Origin of the sequence: Candidatus Berkiella aquae (assembly GCF_001431295.2) — a bacterium.
Classification (GTDB): Bacteria; Pseudomonadota; Gammaproteobacteria; order Berkiellales; family Berkiellaceae; genus Berkiella; species Berkiella aquae.
The window spans coordinates 23,359-45,069 of record NZ_LKAJ02000003.1 but is presented as its reverse complement, the minus strand read 5'-3'; the positions used below and the strand labels follow the sequence as shown (position 1 = coordinate 45,069).

24 protein-coding genes are annotated in these 21,711 nt (G+C 37.2%); 3 read left to right on the top strand and 21 right to left on the bottom strand.

Translation table 11 applies throughout. The features are described 5' to 3' along the window. Nucleotides 1–4: 4 nt before the first annotated feature. The 17 genes from HT99x_RS15655 to HT99x_RS15585 form a co-directional block, all read right to left on the bottom strand. Nucleotides 5–1,363 (bottom strand): conjugal transfer protein TraH, encoded by a 1,359-nt coding sequence (locus HT99x_RS15655; RefSeq protein WP_075067421.1) that lies wholly within the window; start codon nucleotides 1,361–1,363, stop codon nucleotides 5–7. Then, nucleotides 1,335–2,138 carry a conjugal transfer protein TraF gene (locus HT99x_RS15650; protein WP_075067420.1) on the bottom strand — a complete coding sequence of 268 codons (804 nt, stop codon included), beginning with the start codon at nucleotides 2,136–2,138 and terminating at the stop codon, nucleotides 1,335–1,337. The genes HT99x_RS15655 and HT99x_RS15650 overlap by 29 nt, the downstream gene beginning before the upstream one ends. Beyond that, nucleotides 2,104–2,742: a hypothetical protein gene (locus HT99x_RS15645; RefSeq protein WP_075067419.1), complete on the bottom strand. Its 639-nt coding sequence runs from the start codon at nucleotides 2,740–2,742 to the stop codon at nucleotides 2,104–2,106. The genes HT99x_RS15650 and HT99x_RS15645 overlap by 35 nt, the downstream gene beginning before the upstream one ends. Beyond that, nucleotides 2,739–4,256, bottom strand: coding sequence for a conjugal transfer protein TraN (locus HT99x_RS15640; RefSeq protein WP_158003420.1), 1,518 nt, complete (start codon nucleotides 4,254–4,256; stop codon nucleotides 2,739–2,741). The genes HT99x_RS15645 and HT99x_RS15640 overlap by 4 nt, the downstream gene beginning before the upstream one ends. A 185-nt stretch (nucleotides 4,257–4,441) precedes the next feature. After that, nucleotides 4,442–4,879: a type-F conjugative transfer system pilin assembly protein TrbC gene (gene trbC, locus HT99x_RS15635; protein WP_083482989.1), complete on the bottom strand. Its 438-nt coding sequence runs from the start codon at nucleotides 4,877–4,879 to the stop codon at nucleotides 4,442–4,444. Continuing rightward, nucleotides 4,842–5,810 (bottom strand): conjugal transfer pilus assembly protein TraU, encoded by a 969-nt coding sequence (traU, locus tag HT99x_RS15630; RefSeq protein WP_075067416.1) that lies wholly within the window; start codon nucleotides 5,808–5,810, stop codon nucleotides 4,842–4,844. Before traU ends, trbC begins: the two co-directional genes overlap by 38 nt. Further along, entirely contained in the window at nucleotides 5,795–6,394 is a 600-nt protein-coding gene (locus tag HT99x_RS15625) for a hypothetical protein (RefSeq protein WP_259567148.1), read from the bottom strand. The genes traU and HT99x_RS15625 overlap by 16 nt, the downstream gene beginning before the upstream one ends. Beyond that, nucleotides 6,384–8,855, bottom strand: a complete 2,472-nt coding sequence (traC, locus tag HT99x_RS15620; RefSeq protein ID WP_075067792.1) for a type IV secretion system protein TraC — start codon at nucleotides 8,853–8,855, stop codon at nucleotides 6,384–6,386. The genes HT99x_RS15625 and traC overlap by 11 nt, the downstream gene beginning before the upstream one ends. Before the next feature lie 2 nt (nucleotides 8,856–8,857). Next, nucleotides 8,858–9,130, bottom strand: coding sequence for a hypothetical protein (locus HT99x_RS15615; RefSeq protein ID WP_075067791.1), 273 nt, complete (start codon nucleotides 9,128–9,130; stop codon nucleotides 8,858–8,860). Then, the gene (locus tag HT99x_RS15610; protein ID WP_158003434.1) at nucleotides 9,127–10,362 is read right to left on the bottom strand and encodes a TrbI/VirB10 family protein; all 1,236 of its coding nucleotides are present in this window, start codon (nucleotides 10,360–10,362) and stop codon (nucleotides 9,127–9,129) included. The genes HT99x_RS15615 and HT99x_RS15610 overlap by 4 nt, the downstream gene beginning before the upstream one ends. Before the next feature lie 4 nt (nucleotides 10,363–10,366). Continuing rightward, the gene (locus HT99x_RS15605; RefSeq protein WP_259567145.1) at nucleotides 10,367–10,999 is read right to left on the bottom strand and encodes a TraK domain-containing protein; all 633 of its coding nucleotides are present in this window, start codon (nucleotides 10,997–10,999) and stop codon (nucleotides 10,367–10,369) included. A 19-nt stretch (nucleotides 11,000–11,018) separates the two neighbouring features. Continuing rightward, nucleotides 11,019–11,588 (bottom strand): type IV conjugative transfer system protein TraE, encoded by a 570-nt coding sequence (gene traE, locus HT99x_RS15600; protein ID WP_075067728.1) that lies wholly within the window; start codon nucleotides 11,586–11,588, stop codon nucleotides 11,019–11,021. After that, nucleotides 11,585–11,866 carry a type IV conjugative transfer system protein TraL gene (gene traL, locus HT99x_RS16010; protein ID WP_075067727.1) on the bottom strand — a complete coding sequence of 94 codons (282 nt, stop codon included), beginning with the start codon at nucleotides 11,864–11,866 and terminating at the stop codon, nucleotides 11,585–11,587. Before traL ends, traE begins: the two co-directional genes overlap by 4 nt. A 6-nt stretch (nucleotides 11,867–11,872) precedes the next feature. After that, nucleotides 11,873–12,145: a hypothetical protein gene (locus tag HT99x_RS15595; protein WP_075067726.1), complete on the bottom strand. Its 273-nt coding sequence runs from the start codon at nucleotides 12,143–12,145 to the stop codon at nucleotides 11,873–11,875. A 16-nt stretch (nucleotides 12,146–12,161) separates the two neighbouring features. Next, complete coding sequence (locus tag HT99x_RS15590; RefSeq protein ID WP_075067725.1) at nucleotides 12,162–12,359, bottom strand: helix-turn-helix domain-containing protein; 198 nt, start codon at nucleotides 12,357–12,359, stop codon at nucleotides 12,162–12,164. Nucleotides 12,360–12,456: 97 nt separating this feature from the next. Further along, entirely contained in the window at nucleotides 12,457–12,657 is a 201-nt protein-coding gene (locus HT99x_RS16005) for a helix-turn-helix domain-containing protein (protein WP_375338930.1), read from the bottom strand. Between the two features lie 33 nt (nucleotides 12,658–12,690). Next, nucleotides 12,691–13,797 carry a helix-turn-helix domain-containing protein gene (locus HT99x_RS15585; protein ID WP_075067723.1) on the bottom strand — a complete coding sequence of 369 codons (1,107 nt, stop codon included), beginning with the start codon at nucleotides 13,795–13,797 and terminating at the stop codon, nucleotides 12,691–12,693. Between the two features lie 471 nt (nucleotides 13,798–14,268). Here HT99x_RS15585 and HT99x_RS15580 point away from each other — a divergent pair, with 471 nt between their 5' ends. Continuing rightward, on the top strand, nucleotides 14,269–14,940 hold the full coding sequence (locus HT99x_RS15580; protein WP_075067722.1) for an XRE family transcriptional regulator: 672 nt from the start codon (nucleotides 14,269–14,271) through the stop codon (nucleotides 14,938–14,940). Between the two features lie 30 nt (nucleotides 14,941–14,970). Here the strand turns inward: HT99x_RS15580 and HT99x_RS15575 are convergent, their stop codons facing one another. From HT99x_RS15575 to HT99x_RS15565, 3 genes are read right to left on the bottom strand one after another with little or no spacing between them, the layout of a single operon-like run. After that, on the bottom strand, nucleotides 14,971–15,471 hold the full coding sequence (locus HT99x_RS15575; protein ID WP_075067721.1) for a hypothetical protein: 501 nt from the start codon (nucleotides 15,469–15,471) through the stop codon (nucleotides 14,971–14,973). Between the two features lie 14 nt (nucleotides 15,472–15,485). Continuing rightward, nucleotides 15,486–16,784 (bottom strand): MFS transporter, encoded by a 1,299-nt coding sequence (locus HT99x_RS15570; RefSeq protein WP_075067720.1) that lies wholly within the window; start codon nucleotides 16,782–16,784, stop codon nucleotides 15,486–15,488. Between the two features lie 15 nt (nucleotides 16,785–16,799). Continuing rightward, nucleotides 16,800–17,552, bottom strand: coding sequence for a methyltransferase domain-containing protein (locus HT99x_RS15565; RefSeq protein ID WP_075067719.1), 753 nt, complete (start codon nucleotides 17,550–17,552; stop codon nucleotides 16,800–16,802). Between the two features lie 173 nt (nucleotides 17,553–17,725). Between HT99x_RS15565 and HT99x_RS15560 the strand changes: the two genes are divergently transcribed. Beyond that, nucleotides 17,726–18,607 carry a polysaccharide deacetylase family protein gene (locus HT99x_RS15560; RefSeq protein WP_235528514.1) on the top strand — a complete coding sequence of 294 codons (882 nt, stop codon included), beginning with the start codon at nucleotides 17,726–17,728 and terminating at the stop codon, nucleotides 18,605–18,607. A gap of 262 nt (nucleotides 18,608–18,869) precedes the next feature. Here the strand turns inward: HT99x_RS15560 and HT99x_RS15555 are convergent, their stop codons facing one another. Further along, a complete protein-coding gene (locus HT99x_RS15555) occupies nucleotides 18,870–19,625 on the bottom strand; it encodes a hypothetical protein (RefSeq protein ID WP_075067717.1) in 756 nt (251 codons plus the stop codon). A 1,030-nt stretch (nucleotides 19,626–20,655) separates the two neighbouring features. On the opposite strand from HT99x_RS15555, the gene HT99x_RS15550 reads away from it, so the two are divergent. After that, the gene (locus HT99x_RS15550) at nucleotides 20,656–21,687 is read left to right on the top strand and encodes an AAA family ATPase (RefSeq protein WP_075067716.1); all 1,032 of its coding nucleotides are present in this window, start codon (nucleotides 20,656–20,658) and stop codon (nucleotides 21,685–21,687) included. Nucleotides 21,688–21,711 lie beyond the last annotated feature (24 nt).

The following is a 21,711-nucleotide window of genomic DNA, read 5'->3' as shown; positions in this document are numbered from 1 at the left end:
GCACCTACCGCTGAATTACATTTGATGAATTTTTCATGCCCGAAGCATATTGGCTTGCAATTTCTTTTTCGACATTTTTCGCTTTTTCAATCAAAGAAAGAACTTGATTGGCTTGCTCAGCTGACTTTGCTCTTTCACGATCCACCTGCTCTCTGGCTTTTTGCATCTTAACGAAAAAATCACCTCCTATTTTCCCTAAATCATGCTCAGAGCGCGATATTTCTTCAACGGCTTTGATATTTTCAACTAAAAAAGCATAGAGCAAATCAAATGCAATTAATTCACTATAATAATGAATATCCATAAGCTTGGTTGCTGGTGCATAAGTCGTATACACATTTAGAATTCGATAAACAGGGATTGAAGTCGTATTTAATAATGCCTTATGTGAAGGCTTTAGTTCTTCGTCGTGCTCCATTGCATAAACCATTTCATTAAGCGCTTGCGTAATTTTTACACCTAATGCCTTGCTTGAACTTATTTTTAATGGTTTTAATTTAGGTCGTAAGCAGCCGTTTTTCTCATAGGTATCACATGCATAAACTGTAGCATCTCCACCATAAACTATGGCTTGCAGTAGATTGCTATGCGTTGATAATGATGGCAAATCTAAAATGCTCAAATTGCCATTTTCATTCCTCGAAAAAATAATTGTGCCAGATAAAGACATCATAAATTCAGCAAATTCATTATCATTGCCAAATATTTGTGAATTTTTAATCGCTTTCCATGCCATATTAAGGTTAGTGATTGGATTATTAGCATTTGATTTAGATGAAGAATTACCTTTAGCACTGCAATGAACCCGAGAATCAAAATATGACGATGACTCACCATTTTGATTTGCATTAGCTCGGCATAAAACATCTTGTGTCGCTTCTGTTTGCGGCCAAATCATTCCCAATCCCATTGCAGCGGTTTCACAACTATTAATATTGAATTGATTAATATTTTGAGCCCATTGATTTAATTGTTCCACCTCATTCGCCAACATTGGCATTACTGTTTTTAGTCCAATGGCAAAAGCTAGTGATTGTGCGTTATTACCAATGTTGCGCATCATATTCACCAATTGATCTGAATTAATATATGAAAACCCACCGGTAAATAGATCTATCCCTCCGCATCCTGCACTATAATTTGGTAATTGCATTGATACAGGATGAATAATACGAGGAGGGGTTCTAGCATAAATTGAACCCCCCGTATAATATCCTGCGCTTTGTCCTTTATAAGCATTTGGACCAGATACATTATTGATTTCAGCATAGCTATCAAAAAACTTTTCAAGCTCATGCTCCAAAGAAGCATTAGAAGCAGAACATAAGCAAACGCTAATGATTAACAGTACGTAGCGTAGCATGCTCTCTCCCCTTTAAATTTTCATAAAATAATAAGAATCTTTGTTCAAGCTCACTTCGACTAATCAAACCAAATGCAATCGGGATAACTTCATCTTGTAACGGGGACACTGCATAAATTGCAGGCACCTGGATGATACCCCATTTTTCAGCAATTCCGTTATCAGATTTAAATATGTTAAACCCTTTTGTTGCCTTGCCATCTAAGCTAATTGCTAATATTTTTATTTTGTATCTGTCACCAAAAGTCCTTAATATGGGCGAAAACCTTTCGCAATATGGACAACTTGACTTATAAAAGTAGAAAATTCCGTAATTTTGCGCAATATCACTGATAGCCATGTTAATTACTTGAGAATTTTCTTTTTGCTTAACTTGCTTTGCCAGTTCGCTTGTTGGAAAACGTAGGGAGTAGTTTAACTCGGGATGTTTAGCAATGACCCATTGCCATGTTTTTGAAAACTTTTCAGCCTGATCTGTCCATAATTCTTGTGTTTTTATATATTCATATACGTTTTTTTCATTTGGTTCCAAAAGTGCTTTAGCACGTTTTGTTTCAATCTCATTTTTAATGTTCTCTATTGTTTCAAGTGGAGACAAGGTAGATAATTCTGATATCACTTTGCCCTTGTCATCCTCTTTTGATGATTCATACCAATGCCAGCCATGTGCATGTGATTCATAATATCCTGCCTCAGCGAAAGATGAGGCAGAAATCAGCATTACACCGAAAAGGTATAAGCTAGAATTCTTGAGCAAATTTAAGATCGGGATCATGGGTTCTTTTAACTTCTTCCACAAGCTTGTTTTTATCTTCAATTAGCTTCTTTTTATCTTCACTCATATTGACATCTTTATAAGCTACAGTAGTGATATAATGCCAATTTAAAGGTTTAAGTTTGTTACGCCAAAGCTGCTTTGTTTGTAAATCTATCAGAACATTGCTCTCATCTTTAAATGTTCCATATCTAACGTTATCCCAGTCATTACCATTGGTGGTAGGATAGCGAAGAGTGTCATATTTTTTTGAAAAACCAGCGCATAAATTTCTAAATAAGAGAGGTTCTTTGCCTTCTTCCCACGAAGCAGAAAATGAATCAACTTTCCCGTTGATAAAATGCATTTCTCCTTCAACAAACTTTCCATGCTTTTGCCAATCTGGGAATTGTTTAAACGAAAGTGTAGGTAGATCTAATATATCTTTCCCATTGTCATCTTTATCAAATTTGACCGTATATTTTATATGTGCTTGATCTAGCTTTTGTTTAACATCATCAAAGGTAGTTTTTCCCAAATCGATGCCTATATACTCTTTACCTTGACAATTGAAGCTCATCAAAGCCATGGCGCTGAAAAAAAGAGCTAGTTTTGTATTCATCATTCATTTTCCTTAATCAAATGCGAATTAACTGCTTGGTGAATTTTTTTAGACAAATCCTGTTCATTTGGCAGTATAGTCTTGTTTCTGATCTCTACATAAATCTCAGAAAAATCTATTTTATTCCAATCAAGGGTCTGTAAATCTTGCGGGGTTAGCGGTAAACATACAGGATTGTCTGGCTCACCAAGCGATCTTCCCAACTGATTTATAGCACCTTGCTGGATTATTCTCGCAAGTTTAGAAGGATAAACACAGTAACTTTTTTTCTTTTCAACACATTCACCAACTATTTTCGAATCACAATACTCTCCTACTTCAATTACGCGTTTAGCCTCCTTTGCCATCCCTAATAGCTTTTCTTCTTCCTTACATGACGTTAAATGTAAATCCTGGCCCCAGCCCTTATCTTGGCAACAGTTGCTAAACTCAATGCCAAATTTACGGCAAGCCATTGCCTGCCCTTTAAAGATTTGGTTTGTATTCACATCATGCCCAGCAGCAGTAACCCCAGTTAAATGAGAAATCGCTTCTTCAAAGCTTCCTAGAGCCTCCTGTTGGGGTCCAAAGCAATCGCCCTCCTTGCAATAGGCGTCTATGTGTTCTTTCTTAGTTGCACAACTTGATTTTGGGCATTTGAAAGTGATCTCTTGCTGGGTGCATCCCATATCGTCTTCTTTTTTAATACATTCGATTTTTACTTGCTCACAACCTTTAGCCCTTAAAGCCTGGCATTGCGAAACTGATGGTGAACAATGAAACACTATCTTTCGCTTCCAACAGTCTCGCAAAACTTCAACGCCGCTTATATTTTTCTTACTGGGACCTTCAAGACAAATGCTATTTGAATTACAACCTTTTGGTGCCTTAACTTTGCTCATACAATTTTGAGTCCAATGATCATGCAAAACTAAAGGTGGCAGGTATGTTACTTTGAATAAATGCTTTACTCCCCTATTTTTCCATTTATTCTTCTTGTGATGAGTTTGGCTAATGCTAAAGGAAGTTGTTAAGCCATTTGAACATGTCGGCGTTGTGGGTGCATCATAAACAACATCTTCTGTTTGGAAGCTTCCACCAATTGTCGCATCATAAAATGCACTATATCCTACATGCGCAAAACTAAGTCTTTGACAATCATATGATGCTAAAGGCGGATTACTCCAGCCATGAGCACTATTAGCATCATTTTGGGCAGTCAAGATGCCTTTTTTGAGATCAATGTAAAATGTAGTCTTCTTTTCTGCATAACTGGAAGTATAAATTTCTAGATCAAATGTTTCTTTGGAAGGTTGCTCAACATCAACCATCAAATATTCAATACAGCCATCCATAACTTGGGTATCTTCTATACAAGTTTCCTGATGATAAGACAGATGACAACTTAAGTTCCCTTGCTCTCTTTCCCATAATCTATCTTTATCGCCAATAACCCACGCTGGATTTTGAAATCTTTGTTGATTGACAAATTGACCTATTTCTTGGTTTTGAAATTCAGTTATACCTTTTTCAGACAATGACTTTTCATCTGGCGCTCTAAAGGGATTCTTTTCTTGCAGCTCTCTTGCATATTCTTCTGCCTGAGTGTGGTTTGATGTCAAGAATATGCCTAATTCATTCACAGTTTTCTGAGAACTTTGCAATGCGTTTGCTTGGGTCATATTTGTCATCATAATAAATGCTAATAATATCTGTTTTTTCATTATGTAAGTTTTTCAATTACTTCTTTTGCTGCTTTTGATTCAGCACGTGTTGCTGCTAATTGAGCCGCTGGTAACAACCCAACATCCCCGTACACTGTTATAGACTCTTGATTATCATCAACAAAAACAACGGCAGGTACTTTTTCGATTTTATACCTCTCAAATTCTTTGGGATCTAACAAAAAGCCTTGCGAATTATCTTTAATAACCAACGTTGCTTGATTTATTGTTTTCTTAAATGAGTTATCGACAAATCCTCGCAAATACACTTGCGCATGTACTTTTTCAGCTTGCTGAAGCCATTGCCTAATACTCATTTCTGGCATCGAAAAAGATATAAATACTTTCGCAACATGTGCAAAACAACTGTTTGACATCATCATAATTAAAACAAATAGTTTACAACGCACAGCAATGTCGCTTACGCCACACCACATAGGCAAAATCCTCCCCTTTGACTGGATATTCCTTGCCAGATTCCCATAAAACCGTGCTTCTTCCGTAAGGATGGCATTGACTTGCTACTGGATAAGCCATCTGATATCGATATTGGGATTTTTTCCAAATTGGCATCGGGTATTTACCACACAACCCCTCTTGTCCAACCGTACCCCACAATAAGAGTTCTCTATGCATTTTGTAGGTCATCTTTTCAACTAATGATGTACTCGCTGCCACGCCACCGTAATGATTTGCCGTGTACGAAGTAAAGGGATAAACACTACCTTGACTGCCTGCGCACCAAAACAAAGCATCAATACCGGTATGAGCTGTTGCAGCCAAAGCATCGGCACTGCAAGCTGCTTGTGCGGCAATATTTCCGAATAGAATAGCTTCTGGGTTCAAAACAATACTCAGCGTCTCGTTCTGCCAAGTAGGATCAAATTCTGTTAAATACGCAACATCAAAATCTGAATTTTCAACACAGCCACCATCAACCAAGATTTCTAGTAGCTTTAACAAGGGATAATCGTACCAATGCAAATGATATTGGCTTTGTTTATTACTACCATTTAGGGATGGCCCCATTTGCCCCCCTTTCGCAGGGGCAGAAAGCTGCAATCCCCCCATGCTGACAAAACAAAGCGGTGTGCGAGTCACGTCTACAATTTGTACGGGCTCCCAAAAGCCAATACTTAGACCAACGCGTGGAATGGGATTTGAACAGGTGCAAATGGGTGATTTAGGATTAGCTGTATCAGGGTTCTTCCCTTTTGAAACCGGCACATTACCTATGGTTAAAGGGAACATGCATCTCCAAGCAATATCCGTAATAGGATTTAAAAATCTTCCCTGACAGATCGTACCAGCCATCCCTATTGAACAATGCCCTAAAGTAATGATAACTACCATCAGGAAGGTACGCATTCTTGGATCCTTAAGAATTTACCATCCTGTGTAATAACGCTTGGAACAGCTTTTAATGAAAATCGCGTTATAAATTTCCCATGTTGATCAAAATAGACTTTCTTTTGAAATTCTTCTTGTACTTTTAAGGGCTCACCCTTCACTAAAATCAAAATGGCATTTTTATAATGGCCCTTCACCCATTCTTTTTGAATAGAATCATCGCTATCAAAAAAAACGAGTGGCGTAGTCAAGCTAACAAAATCTAATGGGTTGACATGTTGGCCTGCTTTAATGACTTCATTCTGTTGATGATCTTTTACTGAATTTTCAAAATAAACAGCTGGATTAAATAAACGGCTATTGTTTTTTGTAACAACTGGCAGCTGAGTAGCAGTTGGTCGACTGATCTTGCTCTTGGTTATCTCTAAAAATTGATTTTCTAACCTAATTCTTTCATCTTTATTAACGCTATTAATCTTATTTTCAATTAATTTATCGGCAGGAAACTCTCTAATCGGATAAGTTTTACCAAAAGAACCTAAATCCAATGCATATACTGGCATGGTAAACAAATAAAACCCTAATATAGTTTTAACGACCATGAAATTTCTCTTTTGCAACGGTTCTAACCGCATCAATAAGCGAATATCCTTGCTTTTGCAGTTGCTGCACAGCTGAAAATTCATCGCCTTTGGTCGAATATAAAGCCAAAGTAAAATCATCTAAGATAAGCTGGGCAACGGTGTACCAATTTGGCGCTCGAATGAATATATCAGCGTACTCGCCTTCACTCATTCGAAGGCTCTTTATTAGCCTTTCCATATGCGGCTCTAAGGATAACTTCTCTTCCTTAACCAGCTTCTCGATCACACCCTCCTTTTGCATCATGATAATGGTATAATCTGAGTTATTATAGACCGCTTGCGCTGCTGAATTTTCGAAATAATCTTGAATCGATTGCGTTCCAGTAATGATTGAAGCATTATACTTTCTGGCTGTTCTGGCCATTTTTTCAATAAATACTTTTATCTTTTCCCCGTTCAAAAGTTGCCATGCTTCATCGATAATACAAGCATTTTTGGTTTCTCTATTACCTGCATAAATCGTATTGGTGATCTGGAAAATGATAAGCATTAAAACGATAGATTGCATATCACCTTTGTTTTTTAATTCTTCTAGTTCCATCACCAAAAATGGATTTTCAAATGAAATATTTGCCTTGCCATTAAAATAGCGTCCATACATCCCTTTCTCGGTGTAAGGGTATAAACGTTTACCTAGATCATTTGCGCGTAAATCAGAATGATTATGCAGCCATTTTGAGAGTTCTGTTATGCTATTATGGTTTCGAAATTGTGCCCACGTTTGCTGGATTGCCTCTTCAAGTAATACTCTGTCGATATCAGAAATCGGATCATGAGGCGCAACCATTTGTTCAACAATGGGTTTTAATAATGAAAGTTGATCTTCGTCCAATTCTTGAATATGCGTGAAAGGGTTTAAACAAATTTCTTTGTCTATCGAAAATTCAACAAATTCTCCACCTAGCAGCTTACATGTTTTCTCATAACTACGCCCCACATCAATAACCCATAACCTACCACCCGAGCCAACAATACTCGCAGCCAACTCCTGCATAAAAACGGATTTTCCTGAGCCTGATTTCCCAGTAACACAGACGTTGTAGTTTCCTGAATCATTTGAAAAAGGATCAAACCAAAATAGCTGCCCCCTCCTTCCTGTTAACATCAATCTAGGCACAGTCATGCCCTTTAACTCACCCTGCAATGGCGCTACATTGGCAACCACATGGGCAGGCTGAGTATGTACGACACCAAAGCGCTGTAGCGTGTTAAATAGCGCTTTATCTTGAGTCATAGGTAAACATGCATATAGCATAGGGACATGAACGTAACGATGCCGATATAAGTGCCATCCTTGGCTTATAAATAAACTTTCTAAGACAGACTCATCCTTTACAACTTGCTCAGGTTCACTAATCAAACCAATTTGGAATGATAACTTAACAAGTCTGCCATTTTTGTTTAGCATATCGATGATATATCGACGCTCTTGAGCGATTTGTGCTATCTCTGGCACATATTTCACTGCCGGTGAGTTCATAATCCGATTTATACGCATCGATTTCATGGCTGCTTGCGAACTCTCATAGGCTTGATACGGGATATGCACCGATAATGAAAGAAAAAACGGGCATCGATTACGTTGAGTTTCTAAAAATAGATCACCAATTAAACTTTGCATCGCCCACTGCGGCCAGCTATCAGGAAATTTAGCTACTGAATAAACACGAATTTCTGTTTCACCCTCATTTACTATCATTCCTTGTGGTGTTACTTGAAGAGAAGTATCATGAAAAGCGCATTGTTGATTGATATAATCATTTTTACGCCATGCTAATTTCCTAGATTCAGCAGACAAATCGGGACAAAACAACTCACCCACCAATTGAATTAAGTATTCAGGCTGTAAGTTCTCAGTATGAAGATTTAAACTTTTAAAAGAACGCTTTATACTATCTTTTAATTGATTAACTTCTAATATGGTTTTCTTTTCATCAAGCGTTATGCTAATAATCAAACGAAAATTTCTAACGGGACAATCACTGGCTTTAAACAAGCTACCCCTGGCACCTTTAGAAAGAAACTTTACACGCTCTTGCGCTAATTGAGCAAAGCGCTCCCCTCTTTCAGCTCTATAGGATGACCATGAATTTAAATATCCTGCAATTTTGGGAGATGCATATAGTAAAAACTGGATGCTTGAGCCTTCAGGAAGCAGGTGATTAATAATATTTGTCAATAAATTAATAGTTTGCTCCGTTGCGCCAACTAAAGGAGCCGCTTCGAATACAAAACCTTGTGTACCATCATTAAAATATAATTGTTCATGCTCATCATATAACCGATAAGGCAATATTTCACCCAAAGAATGTTGTGAGAGATAATTTTGTAACTCCCGAAATGTTGGCGAAACTTTAACCGCTCCACCAGTTTCAAAAGCCTTTTTAATCCATGATTTTGCTTGATCTAACATGGTCATACTTAGGTCTTAATGGTGACTTTTCGTGGATGATGATAAACATTATTCTCATCATGATATCCATCTAAATACACATCAATATGATCACTTTTGGCATAAATCGTATTCTGCGATAAATTATCGTTAGGCAACCCTTTTTTCTCATTATATTCTTCATTGATTGCCGATAAGCGTTTGCATCCCATTCCTTTTGCAGCTGGACAATCAAACTCACTATTAAAACTCGCACATCCTGTTGTCAGGCAGATTAAAAATAAGATTAAACACCACTTCATGATCGTCTCCATTCATCTTGCGCTAACTGTATAGGCTGTGATCCTTCCTGTAAGTGAAATCCTTTCTTAAATACGACATCGACCTCCCTCCCAGCTGAGATCTGGATCACTGGCTGAAATTGCTCGGCGCGCTCTATGTAGTATTTTGAAAGCCTGTCAAACGAATTACTGACACCTTCTGCTGCCCCTTTTTTAAAGACATCAGAACTGCGTGTTTCCGTCACAACGCCTAATGGGGAAACCAGATCCCGTTCAAATGATTCTGACAAACCTGAACCAAAACCTGATGCCAAACCACTTAAAAAGCTGTTGGCTAATAAATCTTTTTCCCGACGTACAACAACACCACGAATACCCGCTTTGCCATCCTCACCAACCACATAACCATCTACAATGTTTTCAAGAATATCTTTAGACTTTAAAGTGCAACTCATGCTTTCTAAACGAACAAAGGCACGTTCACTTGAAATGTCGCCATAAGCTGCCCCAATGATTCTGCAATCTTCAATATGAGTAGAAACTTCATTAGGTAAGCTACCATTCGAGACAAGGCGCATTAACACTGGCCGAGGATCAGACTGAGATGAAATTGAAGCTGAAGCATCTATCCCTTGAATAAGCAATGCTTTTACATAGGTTCCTGCTGGAATATAGTTGGTTGCTTTTTTAGATTTCGTTGCAGAACTCTTAAAATTTTCAATATTAATGCCAACCGGCATAGGATTAGCTTGATACTGATCACTTATCATTTGATATCCGTTATCATGAGCATTATATCCATCCATAGAAGGAAAAACCGTAGGCTCTATTGTTTTTTTAGCTTCATGCCAGGAGTTTGCTTTTGCGTGCGCACCCATTTCTTGCTCATATGTACCTATATTTTCAATCTTTTCTTCAAGTGCTCGTATCTTTTCTTCAAGATCGCTGATCGTTCGATTTGATTCTTGCAATTCCGGATCCTGATTAACCAATTCTTGTTGATTTACCTTTTTTTCATATTCATCAATTTTCTTCTCTAATCGTTGAAGAGCAATTGAACTGTCACTAATGTCATCACTTAATGCACTTACTTTGATCGTTTGTTTAGTTGTACCTTCATCATTAGCGTTAGCTGATTTAAATTTAACCAAATAATACGAAACAACTAAGAAAACAAACGCAATTAGGCCCCCCACAACCAAAATCAAATTTCTATTTTGATCTAATTTTGCTTTTAGGTTTGATGGCGTCACCTGGCTATCCATAGTTTTTAACCATAAAGAGTTTTGTCGTCTCTCCTTCTTTAAGTACCTCTTTTTCAAAAGCGACAGCTAACACCCCTTCATTCCAATACTGATGTTGATCAATTAAAATCTGCCCATTATTTTCATTTTTTAGCTCATATACTTCACCAACCAGCTTTCCATCACGTATGGTTTGTCGTTTTGCTACCCGCAATGATCCAACATGAGATATTTCTTCTGGTATAAGTTCCTGGGTGAGTTTCGAAGAAAAATCTAGTTCATTCATTTCTTTAACTAAGGTAATCAACTTTTCATCATTTATCTTTTGCTTTGGTTGTTCAAGCAATATTCCTATGTTCTGAGCTTTTACGGTGAGGGGTTTTAATGAAAGCGCAAAATGATTCCCCTTTTCAGTTGAGATAAAAATTTCTATTGGGTTTTCTCTTTGTTCATCTGTAGGTTTTACAAAAAACTGACCATTCTCTGTATCTTTTTGGATCACTAATTCCCCGTTAAGAGAAGTAATTTGAGCAACATGATCTTCATTCAAGTAAATTCTGTTTAAAGACGTTCTTGCAATCTGTGCCATCCCTTCCCCATTATTAGGAATAATAATCTCCTGGCCACTCCATGCTAAAGCTGGCATTATCGATAGCACGTAAAAACTAAGCTTCTTTAGTGACATCTTCAAAGCCTTTCACTAATAATTTTCCTGATTTTCCTGAAAAAGAAAATTTGAGTTTGTATGTTTTGTGATTATTTTTAACTTGTTGCTTACCCTGAAAAATAGATAACTCCCCTATTACTTCCACTGTCAATCGCTCAACATCAACATTAAATTGAGCTGGCGTGAACATGGTTATAAAGTTGTTTTTCTTAATTTGCTCTTCTTCATCCAGAAGTAAATGTTGAAAATTGGCGTATGACATATTATCAACTAAGCTAAGCACCGCTTCTCTACGACTATTAGCGCTCACGGCCGTGGTATTCAAAAGTAAACGACTAAAATAATCAGCCATTTGCTGCAAGTAGGAAGAGGATACTTTTCTATTCTCAATCCAAAATGATTCATCTATTACAGGCGGAGTAATCACAATGCGATACTGATCTGATAATTTGTATGATAAGCCCGCTAATCCCACATTCAACACCATTGAAATGATTATCCCAATTAACAGTAAATCTCTTTGCCTTCTAGTTTGTGAGAGTTGGAATGTGTAGGCTGTCAGCTTCATAGATATTCTCTAATAAATGAAGGCGGTATATTTTTGTTTCTTTTGCTGGGAAAGTGCCAATATATGAATGATTGAAATATATTTGCCCAGCGTGTTTTTCTGTATTTGTGCTTCAAACGTATACTGACCACTAATGCAACACAGCCTATAATCCAATTGAATAACAAGTAAAAAACAAAAAATGCAACACATCCCAATAACAGCTCATCCGTATAAAAAAAGAATATTTTATCTGGTTCGTCTAAATATTGCGGGATCTTATAAAGGCTGCTATCCATATCGCCTCAAGCAAACTTATGAATCAACGCCAATGCTGTACAGATACTAGGAATAATAATTCCAATGGCCGCTGCAAAAATGTTGGATTGAAAGAACCCTTTCCAAGCCACACCCCAAAATACACCTACCAACCATACAATGACTAGCCCAAAATCAACCATATCGTTGATCTCTTTTTTAACCGGATTAAGTGCCTCTGAAACGCTCGTGCCAGCAAAACAATCAACAAACACTAAGGCTGTTAATGCCCCTATCGCAAACATTGAAATCTTTTTCATAATTACTCCTGAACCATTAAGCATTGCTGGAACCAGTTTCTAATTGTTTTTCATATAGTTTTTTAATTTTTTCTACCGTATCGAATCGAGGTGATCGAACATCACCCACCTTAATTCGATGAATAGTGGATTGTGCTAATTTGACTTTTTTTGCTATCCAATGCTCAGTAAAGCCATTATTCAACAAAGCATAGATATATTTTTGTGGATGCATAATTCACTCCCTTGCAATGTATTTCCATTATTGCAAGTAGCGATCAATGACTTCAAGAAATTCCTTATGCTTTTAAGCATAATTTTCAGATAGACTTCTAAAGAGCGTTGTAGACACTTGATGTGCCAGGTATTGATTGGCAATGTTGCAAATATAGCATATGGATCCCCATCGCCAGTTTAAAATTCGAATTCTGGTATTTACCTGATAAAATCCGGCTTATAGTTGATTGGTTGACCTCAACTGCTAATGCTATTGCTTCCTGTGATAATCCCGCTTTGCACAAACTTCTAATCATGGATTTCAAATCAAGTTGTGATTTTATGTCCATCTATTTTCCCTCCGCCATTCCTAAGCTTCCTGCCATTTCTCTTTTTTTGCTTGTTTGCCATAATGCTTCACGTTTAGCGCCCTCTTCCCGCACTATCCCTCTAGGACACTCCCATTGACCTTTTTGCAAAATCTTACAAGCAATATGGTATCGCTTCAGTTGAATCACAGGCTTGTCTGTCAAGCTTCCAGCCTTAGTAACATAAAACAACACCTCCTTCATTATCGAGCTTAAGGTTTTGTTGGCTGCATCCCCTTTAATTTTTTTGCGTTGATGCAGAAGTGGGATCACGTGGATAATTTTGTCCTTGACTTTTTCCTCAATCAAAAACTGCAAACCTTCGAATTCAAAGTCAATAAGCTTTGATTTCTCTAATGGCTGCGCAGATATTGCTGGCTTCTCATTTCGTTGATTTTCTTCAATTTCAATGCACTTCTGCTTCGCATTAATTCGAGCGTGAATGATATGCATTTGCTCAGCAGTGAAATGTCCATTGATTCGTCGAACTCTCTCAGCAAGAGAGAAATTCTGAAATTCTTTTTGTAAGCTTTCAAATTCACAAACCAATGCGTCAGCATCATTCACAATTGCTTGCTGAGCCTGCGGTTGATTATGAATATTATGTTTATTATTTATATTATTATTTATTAATAGGATCGGATTTTTATCCGGGGGGGTACCGGATTTTTTTCCGGGGGGTGCCGGATTTTTATCCGGAGGGGTATCGGATTTTTTTCCGAACCCACGATTAGGCGCATTCGTTATCGCCTCAAGCCCTTCATCCGGTAACGTGATGGCATAGGTTGTAATTTGTAACTCAGCATCAAACTGTGCCTGTAGAAAGCCAAACTGTTTAAGCCTCTTCACTGCCCTGTAGGCAGTATCTTGCTTAATCCCTATCATCATCGCTATTTGCTGATGTGTTATTGCGCACGACAAATTAGGATCTCTTAAGCTCTTGCGAACCAAATTAAACCAAATCAATTTTTCATTAGCGCTTAACGCAGGATGGCTTGATACAAATTCAAATTCTTTGTCCGTAAACGTGACGTAATGTTTAGATTGGCGTGCTTGCAGAATGATGCACGCAGCAGCGTTCTCAATCATAGATCCCTCTTTTGCTAGAAAACAAACCAATTATCAAATGAAAATAATTGAAAATTTATGTCTGCAAAAGATATGGGAGGTTTATAACTGAAAATAGATCGATTAGAATTGTCGTAGCCATTTTTTGACCTCTGTCGTAGGTTAAATTTTGGTAAGTGCTTGCAAGGTGTGAACTACCTTGTAAGCACGCTATAAGATTACCGACTTTAGAAGATCGTGACAATCCCCTCTTTGGCTCAAATCTAGGGCAAAATTTAAACTGCTTCATTATTTATTCCCTATCTGCAATAACTTGCGGGCCTTTTCACTGAGCGATTAATTTACATTTAATCAAACCCAGAATACAACACATTATGTTGTATTTATGCAAATTGTCAAAAACAGATGTATTATTCTTTCTAACTTATTTTGTCTTGGTGTGTTTAGTAGTACAATTGCACGCTGATCATCTAAAAAGTTATGCATAGGCACATGGAAAAAGTTGTTACCCTTGATATGCTCGAGAGAGCTAAACGTGTTCGAAGCGCTCGGAAATTTGCAGGTGTTTCATTACAGCAAATGGATACAAGGCACGATATCCCCCTTTCAACACTACGAGGATGGGAGCGACCTGGTACGCTTAAAAACCAAGGATTAACGCTAAAGGGCGCACATAGGCTGGTTAAAGCCTTATTAAATGAGGGAATTGGATGCTCTGTTGAATGGCTTATGGAAGGCACTGGAGAAGGCCCACATTATCTAGACCTACCTAAAGATTCTCCTAAAAATAGAAAAGGTGCTTCACCTTGGAGCCAACAACTAGCCATTCAAAGTGAAATCAAATTTTTTGAAGAGATTAACCCTGATTCAATTGTCGTTATGATTACCGACGATGGACTTGCTCCAGTATTTGGATTAGGTGACTTTGTAGGTGGTATCAAAAAATTTGGCAAAGAGATGACTAAAGCTGTCGATCAATACTGTATTGTCGAGACAGCAAGCAAGGATCTCCTTGTTAGGAAAGTCATTCCAGGTAAAAAGCCTAAAACATTTTCATTACACTGCACTAATCCACAGACAAGAGCTTTGAATTCCACAAAAATTGATATTGCGCTTAAATGGGTCGCACCAATTGTATGGCATCGAAAGAATCACTCATCTTGATCCTTTCTACGCCATCTAATTAAATATGCGCTACGACAAGTAACATGCCTCTTTAAACATTGTCATGATGGTAGGCAAAGCAATTTGATACTTGTGCTCTAATTCGTGATCTTTTGGATCTGTTCCCAATCCCAGCATGAATTGTTTGCCACCCATCACTTTTGTGATACTTAGCCCATTTCCAATACCATGTTCTGCTCGTATTCCGGCTACCTCTTTTTGAGCTTTACCTTGGTTAGGAATTTGTTTCCATAAAAACATGAACTTATCAATCCCAGATTCTTTTGGAAAATTTACCGTGGCTGCATATAAAGCACACTTATTAATTAAGTTATAATCTATAAATGAGCGCTGCCAATCAGGATTTGAGCTATATGCTCTGCGTTTACCGGTCTGACTATCTTCAATGCAAAAAAACATATAATTACAATATATTTTACTTAAATACCTTTCTTTAAGTGCAATCATCTCTCTATCAAAGTCTTCATCGACTACTTTTTTATATATTAAACTTGCCTCTTGTAACGTCATGTTTTACTACTCCTTTAAAGAAATGAAGGCTCTTGAATAGTTTGGGCATACCCATTTATATTGGGCTGAGATCTTAAAGATATAGCTGCAAATAAAGCTATAAGCGAGAAAAATGATAGATATAAACCTGGAATTAAAGGATTATTAGTCTTAAGAAATAGGTAAGAAAGCACCATCGGAGCCGTTCCTCCAATCCATGCAACACCTGAGTTGTAAGCAATCGTTGAACCGGTATATCGATGGTTTTGGTAGAATATTTCTGTAATAAACGCTGGCAACCCACCTGCTGCAAACCCGGTATGCGCTGATAAAATCAATAAGCCCAAAACGATTAATGGAGTTGGAGCATATGCAATGAGCGCAATAGAGAAGATCGATACCAAAATCATTAGCGAAGATGAAAAAACCATAAAGTTTATCCGGCCAATCTTATCGGAAACCCACCCACCAAATGGAACAGCAACTAGCATCGCCAAACCACAAGCGCAACACATTTTGATTGACTCATTAATAGGATATTGACGTTGTATCTGTAAATAATTTGACATATAGCCAAGCGCTACATAGGCGGCAATACTGATGAATCCCGTCACAAAGACACCCATCAGCAGATGTTTCACTTGGAATTTAAAAAGACCACCTATTACCCTGCTGCGATCATTTTCTTTAGGTCGATTATCGCTATACATCCCTCTTCGCAAGTAGATGCCTACAAAACTAACGAAAATTCCACATATTATAAATGGGACGCGCCATTGCCAATCTGAAACATTTTCTATAGCTGATCTAGGCAAACATAACGCGACAATGAGGCCACCAGAAATCAAACCCGCTATTACCCCAACGGAGGTAAAGCTTGAATAGTACCCAAAACTGTTTTTGACATCTTTCCGATTTAATAGATAAACCCCAAGACTGTTATACTCAATGCTAACTGCAAAACCTTGCAGAATTCTTAAGAAAATGAGCATTAGAGGTGCATAAACGCCTATATGTTCATACGTTGGGATAAGTCCTATTGCGGCGGTTGATATCCCCATTAATGCCAATGAGAATATCATTACCTTTTTTATGCCGATTTTGTCCCCTAACGGACCCAATATAAAGCCTGAAATCGGCCTTGCTATGAAGCTTATTGCAAATATTGCCCAAGAATAAACAATTGAAATGTCATGAGATTCTTTTGGAAAGAATTTTAAAGCAAAGATTGGTGCTAAAGATGCATAAAGCGCGAAATCTAAAAATTCTAGATAAGTGCCTAAACTGCAGCCAAGAATAGGCCCGAGTAACCTTTCCCTTTGTTTTTCTACCATACTTCTAAACCTCAACTACGGTTTAATGGCGATTGTTCCTACGCTTTCCCTTCCATCCAGTCTCACTGTGTCCGGATAGTTTATTCTATTAATAAATTCTAATTTTTCAATAACAAATCCAGCTTCTTGAAGCTCTCTTCGTAAAACATCTAGATCCATAAAATTAAGCATATTGGGCAAATTAAAACCAAGATCGGTTATATATTCACCTGAATTTGTAACAAGACCTGGAAATTCAGCACCCTCTTTCTTTCTCTGTAGATAGATTGGTTGAAATTTAGCCCAATTCTTTTGAAAAGGTGTGTCAGCCACTAAAAATAATCTGCCACCCTTTTTTAATAGGTCGAAAAGTTTTTTAAAAGCTGCCTTTATTTCTTCTGGCGAAAAAAAGTGGATCACTCTACAAATCAATATCGCTGAAACTGAATCGTTCTCAATATCAATTTCATCAGGAAACTTCCCTGGTGCCAGCATAAGATTACATTTGTACTGCTCAGGGCACAGATTTTTAAGAATCTTTAGATGTTCTTGATCAAGATCGTTTGCAATTACCGTTGCTCCCCTTTTTAGAGCTTCGAGAGTTGCCACACCAAAAGCTGCCCCAATCTCTAACAAAGGCTTATCTGCTGAATTTGGATGATCAATGAACTTTAATGAGTATTCATCTAAGAATTGGGTCATATAACCCATTTTATTTAATGTAGGAATTAAACCTGAAGGCAAAGGTTTGGGTAGGATCGCATTTTCCTCAAAACTGCTAGAGTTCATGCTTTGTACTGCTTCGATACTGTTATTAAAACAGTTATCTTAAATTCAACAAGAGATTTAATCAAATATGCCAATTATGCAGATGACCAACTGTTGCGCTACCCTTAATGCTATCCTTATGGTATCCTAAACGCTATCCTTATAAAGTATATTGAGATTGCCTTATGCTCAGAATGAAAATTATAACCTCTGCCCTACTCATTGCTTTTACATGTGGGATGGCTTATGCAAAAGAGATAGCCTTAACGTTTGATGATCTACCTGCCCAAGAAGATGTATCAGCGCAAGAGCAAAAGGAAATTAATGATAGGATTTTAAATTCCTTACAAAGTTTTAACGCTCCTGCAATAGGTTTTGTTAATGAATCAAAGCTAACGAATAAAGGAGAAACATCAGAAAAAATTGCAATTCTCAAATCTTGGATTGATAAAAGACAATGCCTTGGTAATCACACCTATTCTCACAACGCCCTAAGCACTACAGATCTTGATGATTTTCAAAACGATGTTATTAAGGGGGCAATGATATCTAAAGAACTGATGCATAATGCAGGTTTAAGCTATCGATATTTTAGACATCCCTATCTTGATACTGGCGGCTCAAAGGAAAAACGAGATTTATTTGATAAGTTTCTTAAAATTCAAGGATATGTTATTGCTCCAGCTACAATAGATACCGACGATTGGAAATTTAATCGCGAATTGCATAAAAACCCGAACGCTAAAAAGCAAATCATTCAAAATTATCTTGAGCATACCAAAAGAAAGTTTCGCTTCTACGAGCACGCATCTCATAAAATGTTCGGTCGTAACATTAAGCATGTATGGCTTTTACATGCTAATTTGATCAATTCACTAGCCATGGATGATTTATTAAAATTAGCTAGTGAGTTTGGATATAAGTTTGTTAGTTTAGATGCTGTTCTAAATGATAAAGCTTATTCTGAACCTGATTATTATTATGATGCATTTGGCGTCTCTTGGCTTTACCGATGGGATTATACGCGTGGAAAAATTATTGATTGGTCACAAGAGCCAGAACCAAATTTATCTTGACTGCAAAGCAATTAACCAAAGTCTTTTGGCTGTAATCCTTCTTATATAATATGTATTCATATTTAAAAGATATTAATTATATGAATAGAAATAAGATAATACACACCATTAAAGCACGACAGTAAATAGGGATAAATTGTTAATGGACACCTTTCCTAAAGGACTTATCCACAATTGAAAGTGGTTTTCTATTCAAGATGCAGAATTAAACGTGAAAGTTTATTGTTTAAGCTTAGAATGGATATGATTTGAGGTAAATTCGTTAATTGTAGGTGCTAGGGTTTGGAAGCATTCTCTTAGCTTCTTCGAACGATAAATTAGGCATTAAATCCATTAATCTTTTTATTTTTTCTGTATAGATCTTGGTTGAGGCTTCAGGTTGAGATGCCTTTGGGGTGAGCATATTGGCAATATTGGATACGATGTTTCTGGTGGCTTCAAACGAGCCCCCTGCCCTGCTCTCTTCCTTTTTATCTTTATAAAATTTTGATAAGAATTTTTCCAAATGTTTGCGAGATTTGCTGCGAGCTCGTTGATAAGCAAGCTCTGTAATGCCTAGATCTTGTAATAAAGTAAATGCTACTTTTCTAATCGATGGCTTATACAGGAATTCATCGCTTTCAACATCATAATGTGATTGGCGGTAACCGATGATATATCCTGCATCGTATAACCATGCCATGGCCCTTTGGGTTCTTCTTAATGAAAGCCCAGCCTTATGGGCAAGATAATCTAAACTGAGATGGGTGAAAACATCCGTTTCTGGGTTGTAGATCCCGATTTGCATCGTTTTTAAATCAAGATGACTTAGTACAACTTTTAGTAAGGCTAGGATAGCTTCCCTTTGATCGATCCGCATCGTTCTAGTTGATAGGCGCTTTTCAAGATTTACACGCATCAATACAGCCACACGAAGCCGTGAAAGCCATTTCCAGGAATGAGAGTACCACTCCCCTACCCTGTTGGCAGCAAGCGCCAATATTTGTGGCACCTTCCTTTGGTCGATATAAGTATGCATCTTTGTGTCTCTTAATTTTTGACACAAAAAAGCCACTAACCTAAAATAATACATTAAAGGCATGTACGTGTCTTTTTTGTCCACAATAAAGCTCAGCTGCAATCTGGGCTTTATTTCTTTAAAGTACCCTACTTTTAATTATTCCCTGGTTTACATTTTCATCACCTATGCCTGCTTTAAGAAAAATGCACTTTTTGAACCAATTCATCAACTTCCCTTTTTCTTCATTAACTATAGCCATATGAAATCGGATGTCAATACCCTTTTTGTTCATAACACATTGATTTTAAATGAAAAAAGTAGCGATAAAGATAGCAAATAAATAGCGAATAGGATAGCAAATAGATAGCAGTAAGGAGAGCTTAAAGGTAGCGATAAGGATAGCAAAAGAGTAGCAAAAGGATAGCTAATAGGTAAGCAATAGGGTAGCGAAAAGAATATCAAAAAAATAGCGTAAAGGAGAGCGAAAAGGATAGCGCTCAGTGGGTTAAAAAAGTACAAAGGATAGCAAATGGGTAGCAAAAGGATAGCGTTACGAAAAGCAAATATTCATTGGGCTGAGCTTCGCTAAGGATAGCGATAAGGATAGCAACGCTAAAAAGCTAGAAAACAAAGGATTATTGGGGGCTCATCTTGGCAAATATGCAATATTAAAATATGGCCATTAATTCGGAGGTCCAAAAAGGAGAGCATATGAGTAGCAAAAGAATAGCGATAAGGATAGCATAACAAAACAAAGGATAGCGTAAAGGGTAGCAAAAGAGTAGCGATAAGAATAGCGCAAGGATATCGAAAAGAGTAGCAAAAGGAGAGCAATAAGGAGAGCGTATAGATAGCAAAAGGGTAGCGATAAAGATACACTATGAATAGCGATAAGGAGAGCAAAAGAATAGCACTTAACCTTCTAAATAAGGTTAGATCTTGCTACCAAAAATTTGAGATTTCTGAACTTCAAAGTCATTGTTTGTAGTTGCGCATGTTTAAGATTTGTATTAAGTTTAATATAAATCTTAAACAAACGAGGTAAGTTATGTCATCAAATGAACAAAACCAGGGCGGGTTAGATGTTCAACCTAAAATGTCTATTAATAAAGCGGCAGAATTTCTTGGCATTTCAGTACAAGCAGTTCATAGAAAACTGAAAGCTAAAAACCTTGTTTGCTCAAAGATTGGTAATAAAGCATTTATTACTCACGAAATTGCGCGACCATTATTTGAACTTAAATTCAAAAGTAAAATTGTCGCTGGCCAAATTGTTAAAGGTGGAACAGGGAAGACGACAGCTATTGATAACATTGCTTGTTGCGCAAATGCTTTTGGTGCAAAAGTATTATTAATTGACATCGATCCACAAGGAAATTTAACAGACGCCCATGATGTTGATGCTGATGAACTACCAGTTTTAGTAGATTTTATTGAGCAAGGAATTAAAGTTTCTAATGGAATTGTTAATATCAGCCCCGGTTTAGATTTAGTTGCATCAAGAATTGAAAATGTGGTGCTCGATAATATTTTGATGCTGAAAAAAATGAATTTAGAAAAAGTATTTCATAATATTTTCAAATCTGTCATCAAAGATTATGATTTTATTTTCATTGATTGTCCGCCAACAATGGGTGCTTCTGTAACTGCGGCAACTTTGTTTTGCGATACAATTCTTGCACCTTTAAATCCTGACAAGTTTAGTGCTAAAGGATTAAAGATTCTGAAATCAGAAGTCAAAAATATTGATGATCAATATGATAAAGATATTCCATACAAAGTCTTTCTAAATAAATTTAGTGGGAATACGATTTTATCTGATAAGGCAATTGCGACAATCATTGCTGATCCTGACATGGAGGGAAGGGCGCTTCAAACAGCCGTTAGATATGGACAAGAAATCCCAAATGCGACGGATGCAAGCAAGAGTTTGTTTAGCAGTTTGAAAAAGTCTACTTTAAGAGATGATTTCGAAGCGTTAACCATGGAATTACTTGAGATAAAAAGCCCTAGATCTAGTAGCAAAACTACTTCTGGTAAATCCTCGAGTAAAAAGCGCGCTATGGAAGAGGCAGTTTAGCAAGGCATTCAATAAGGAAAGGCT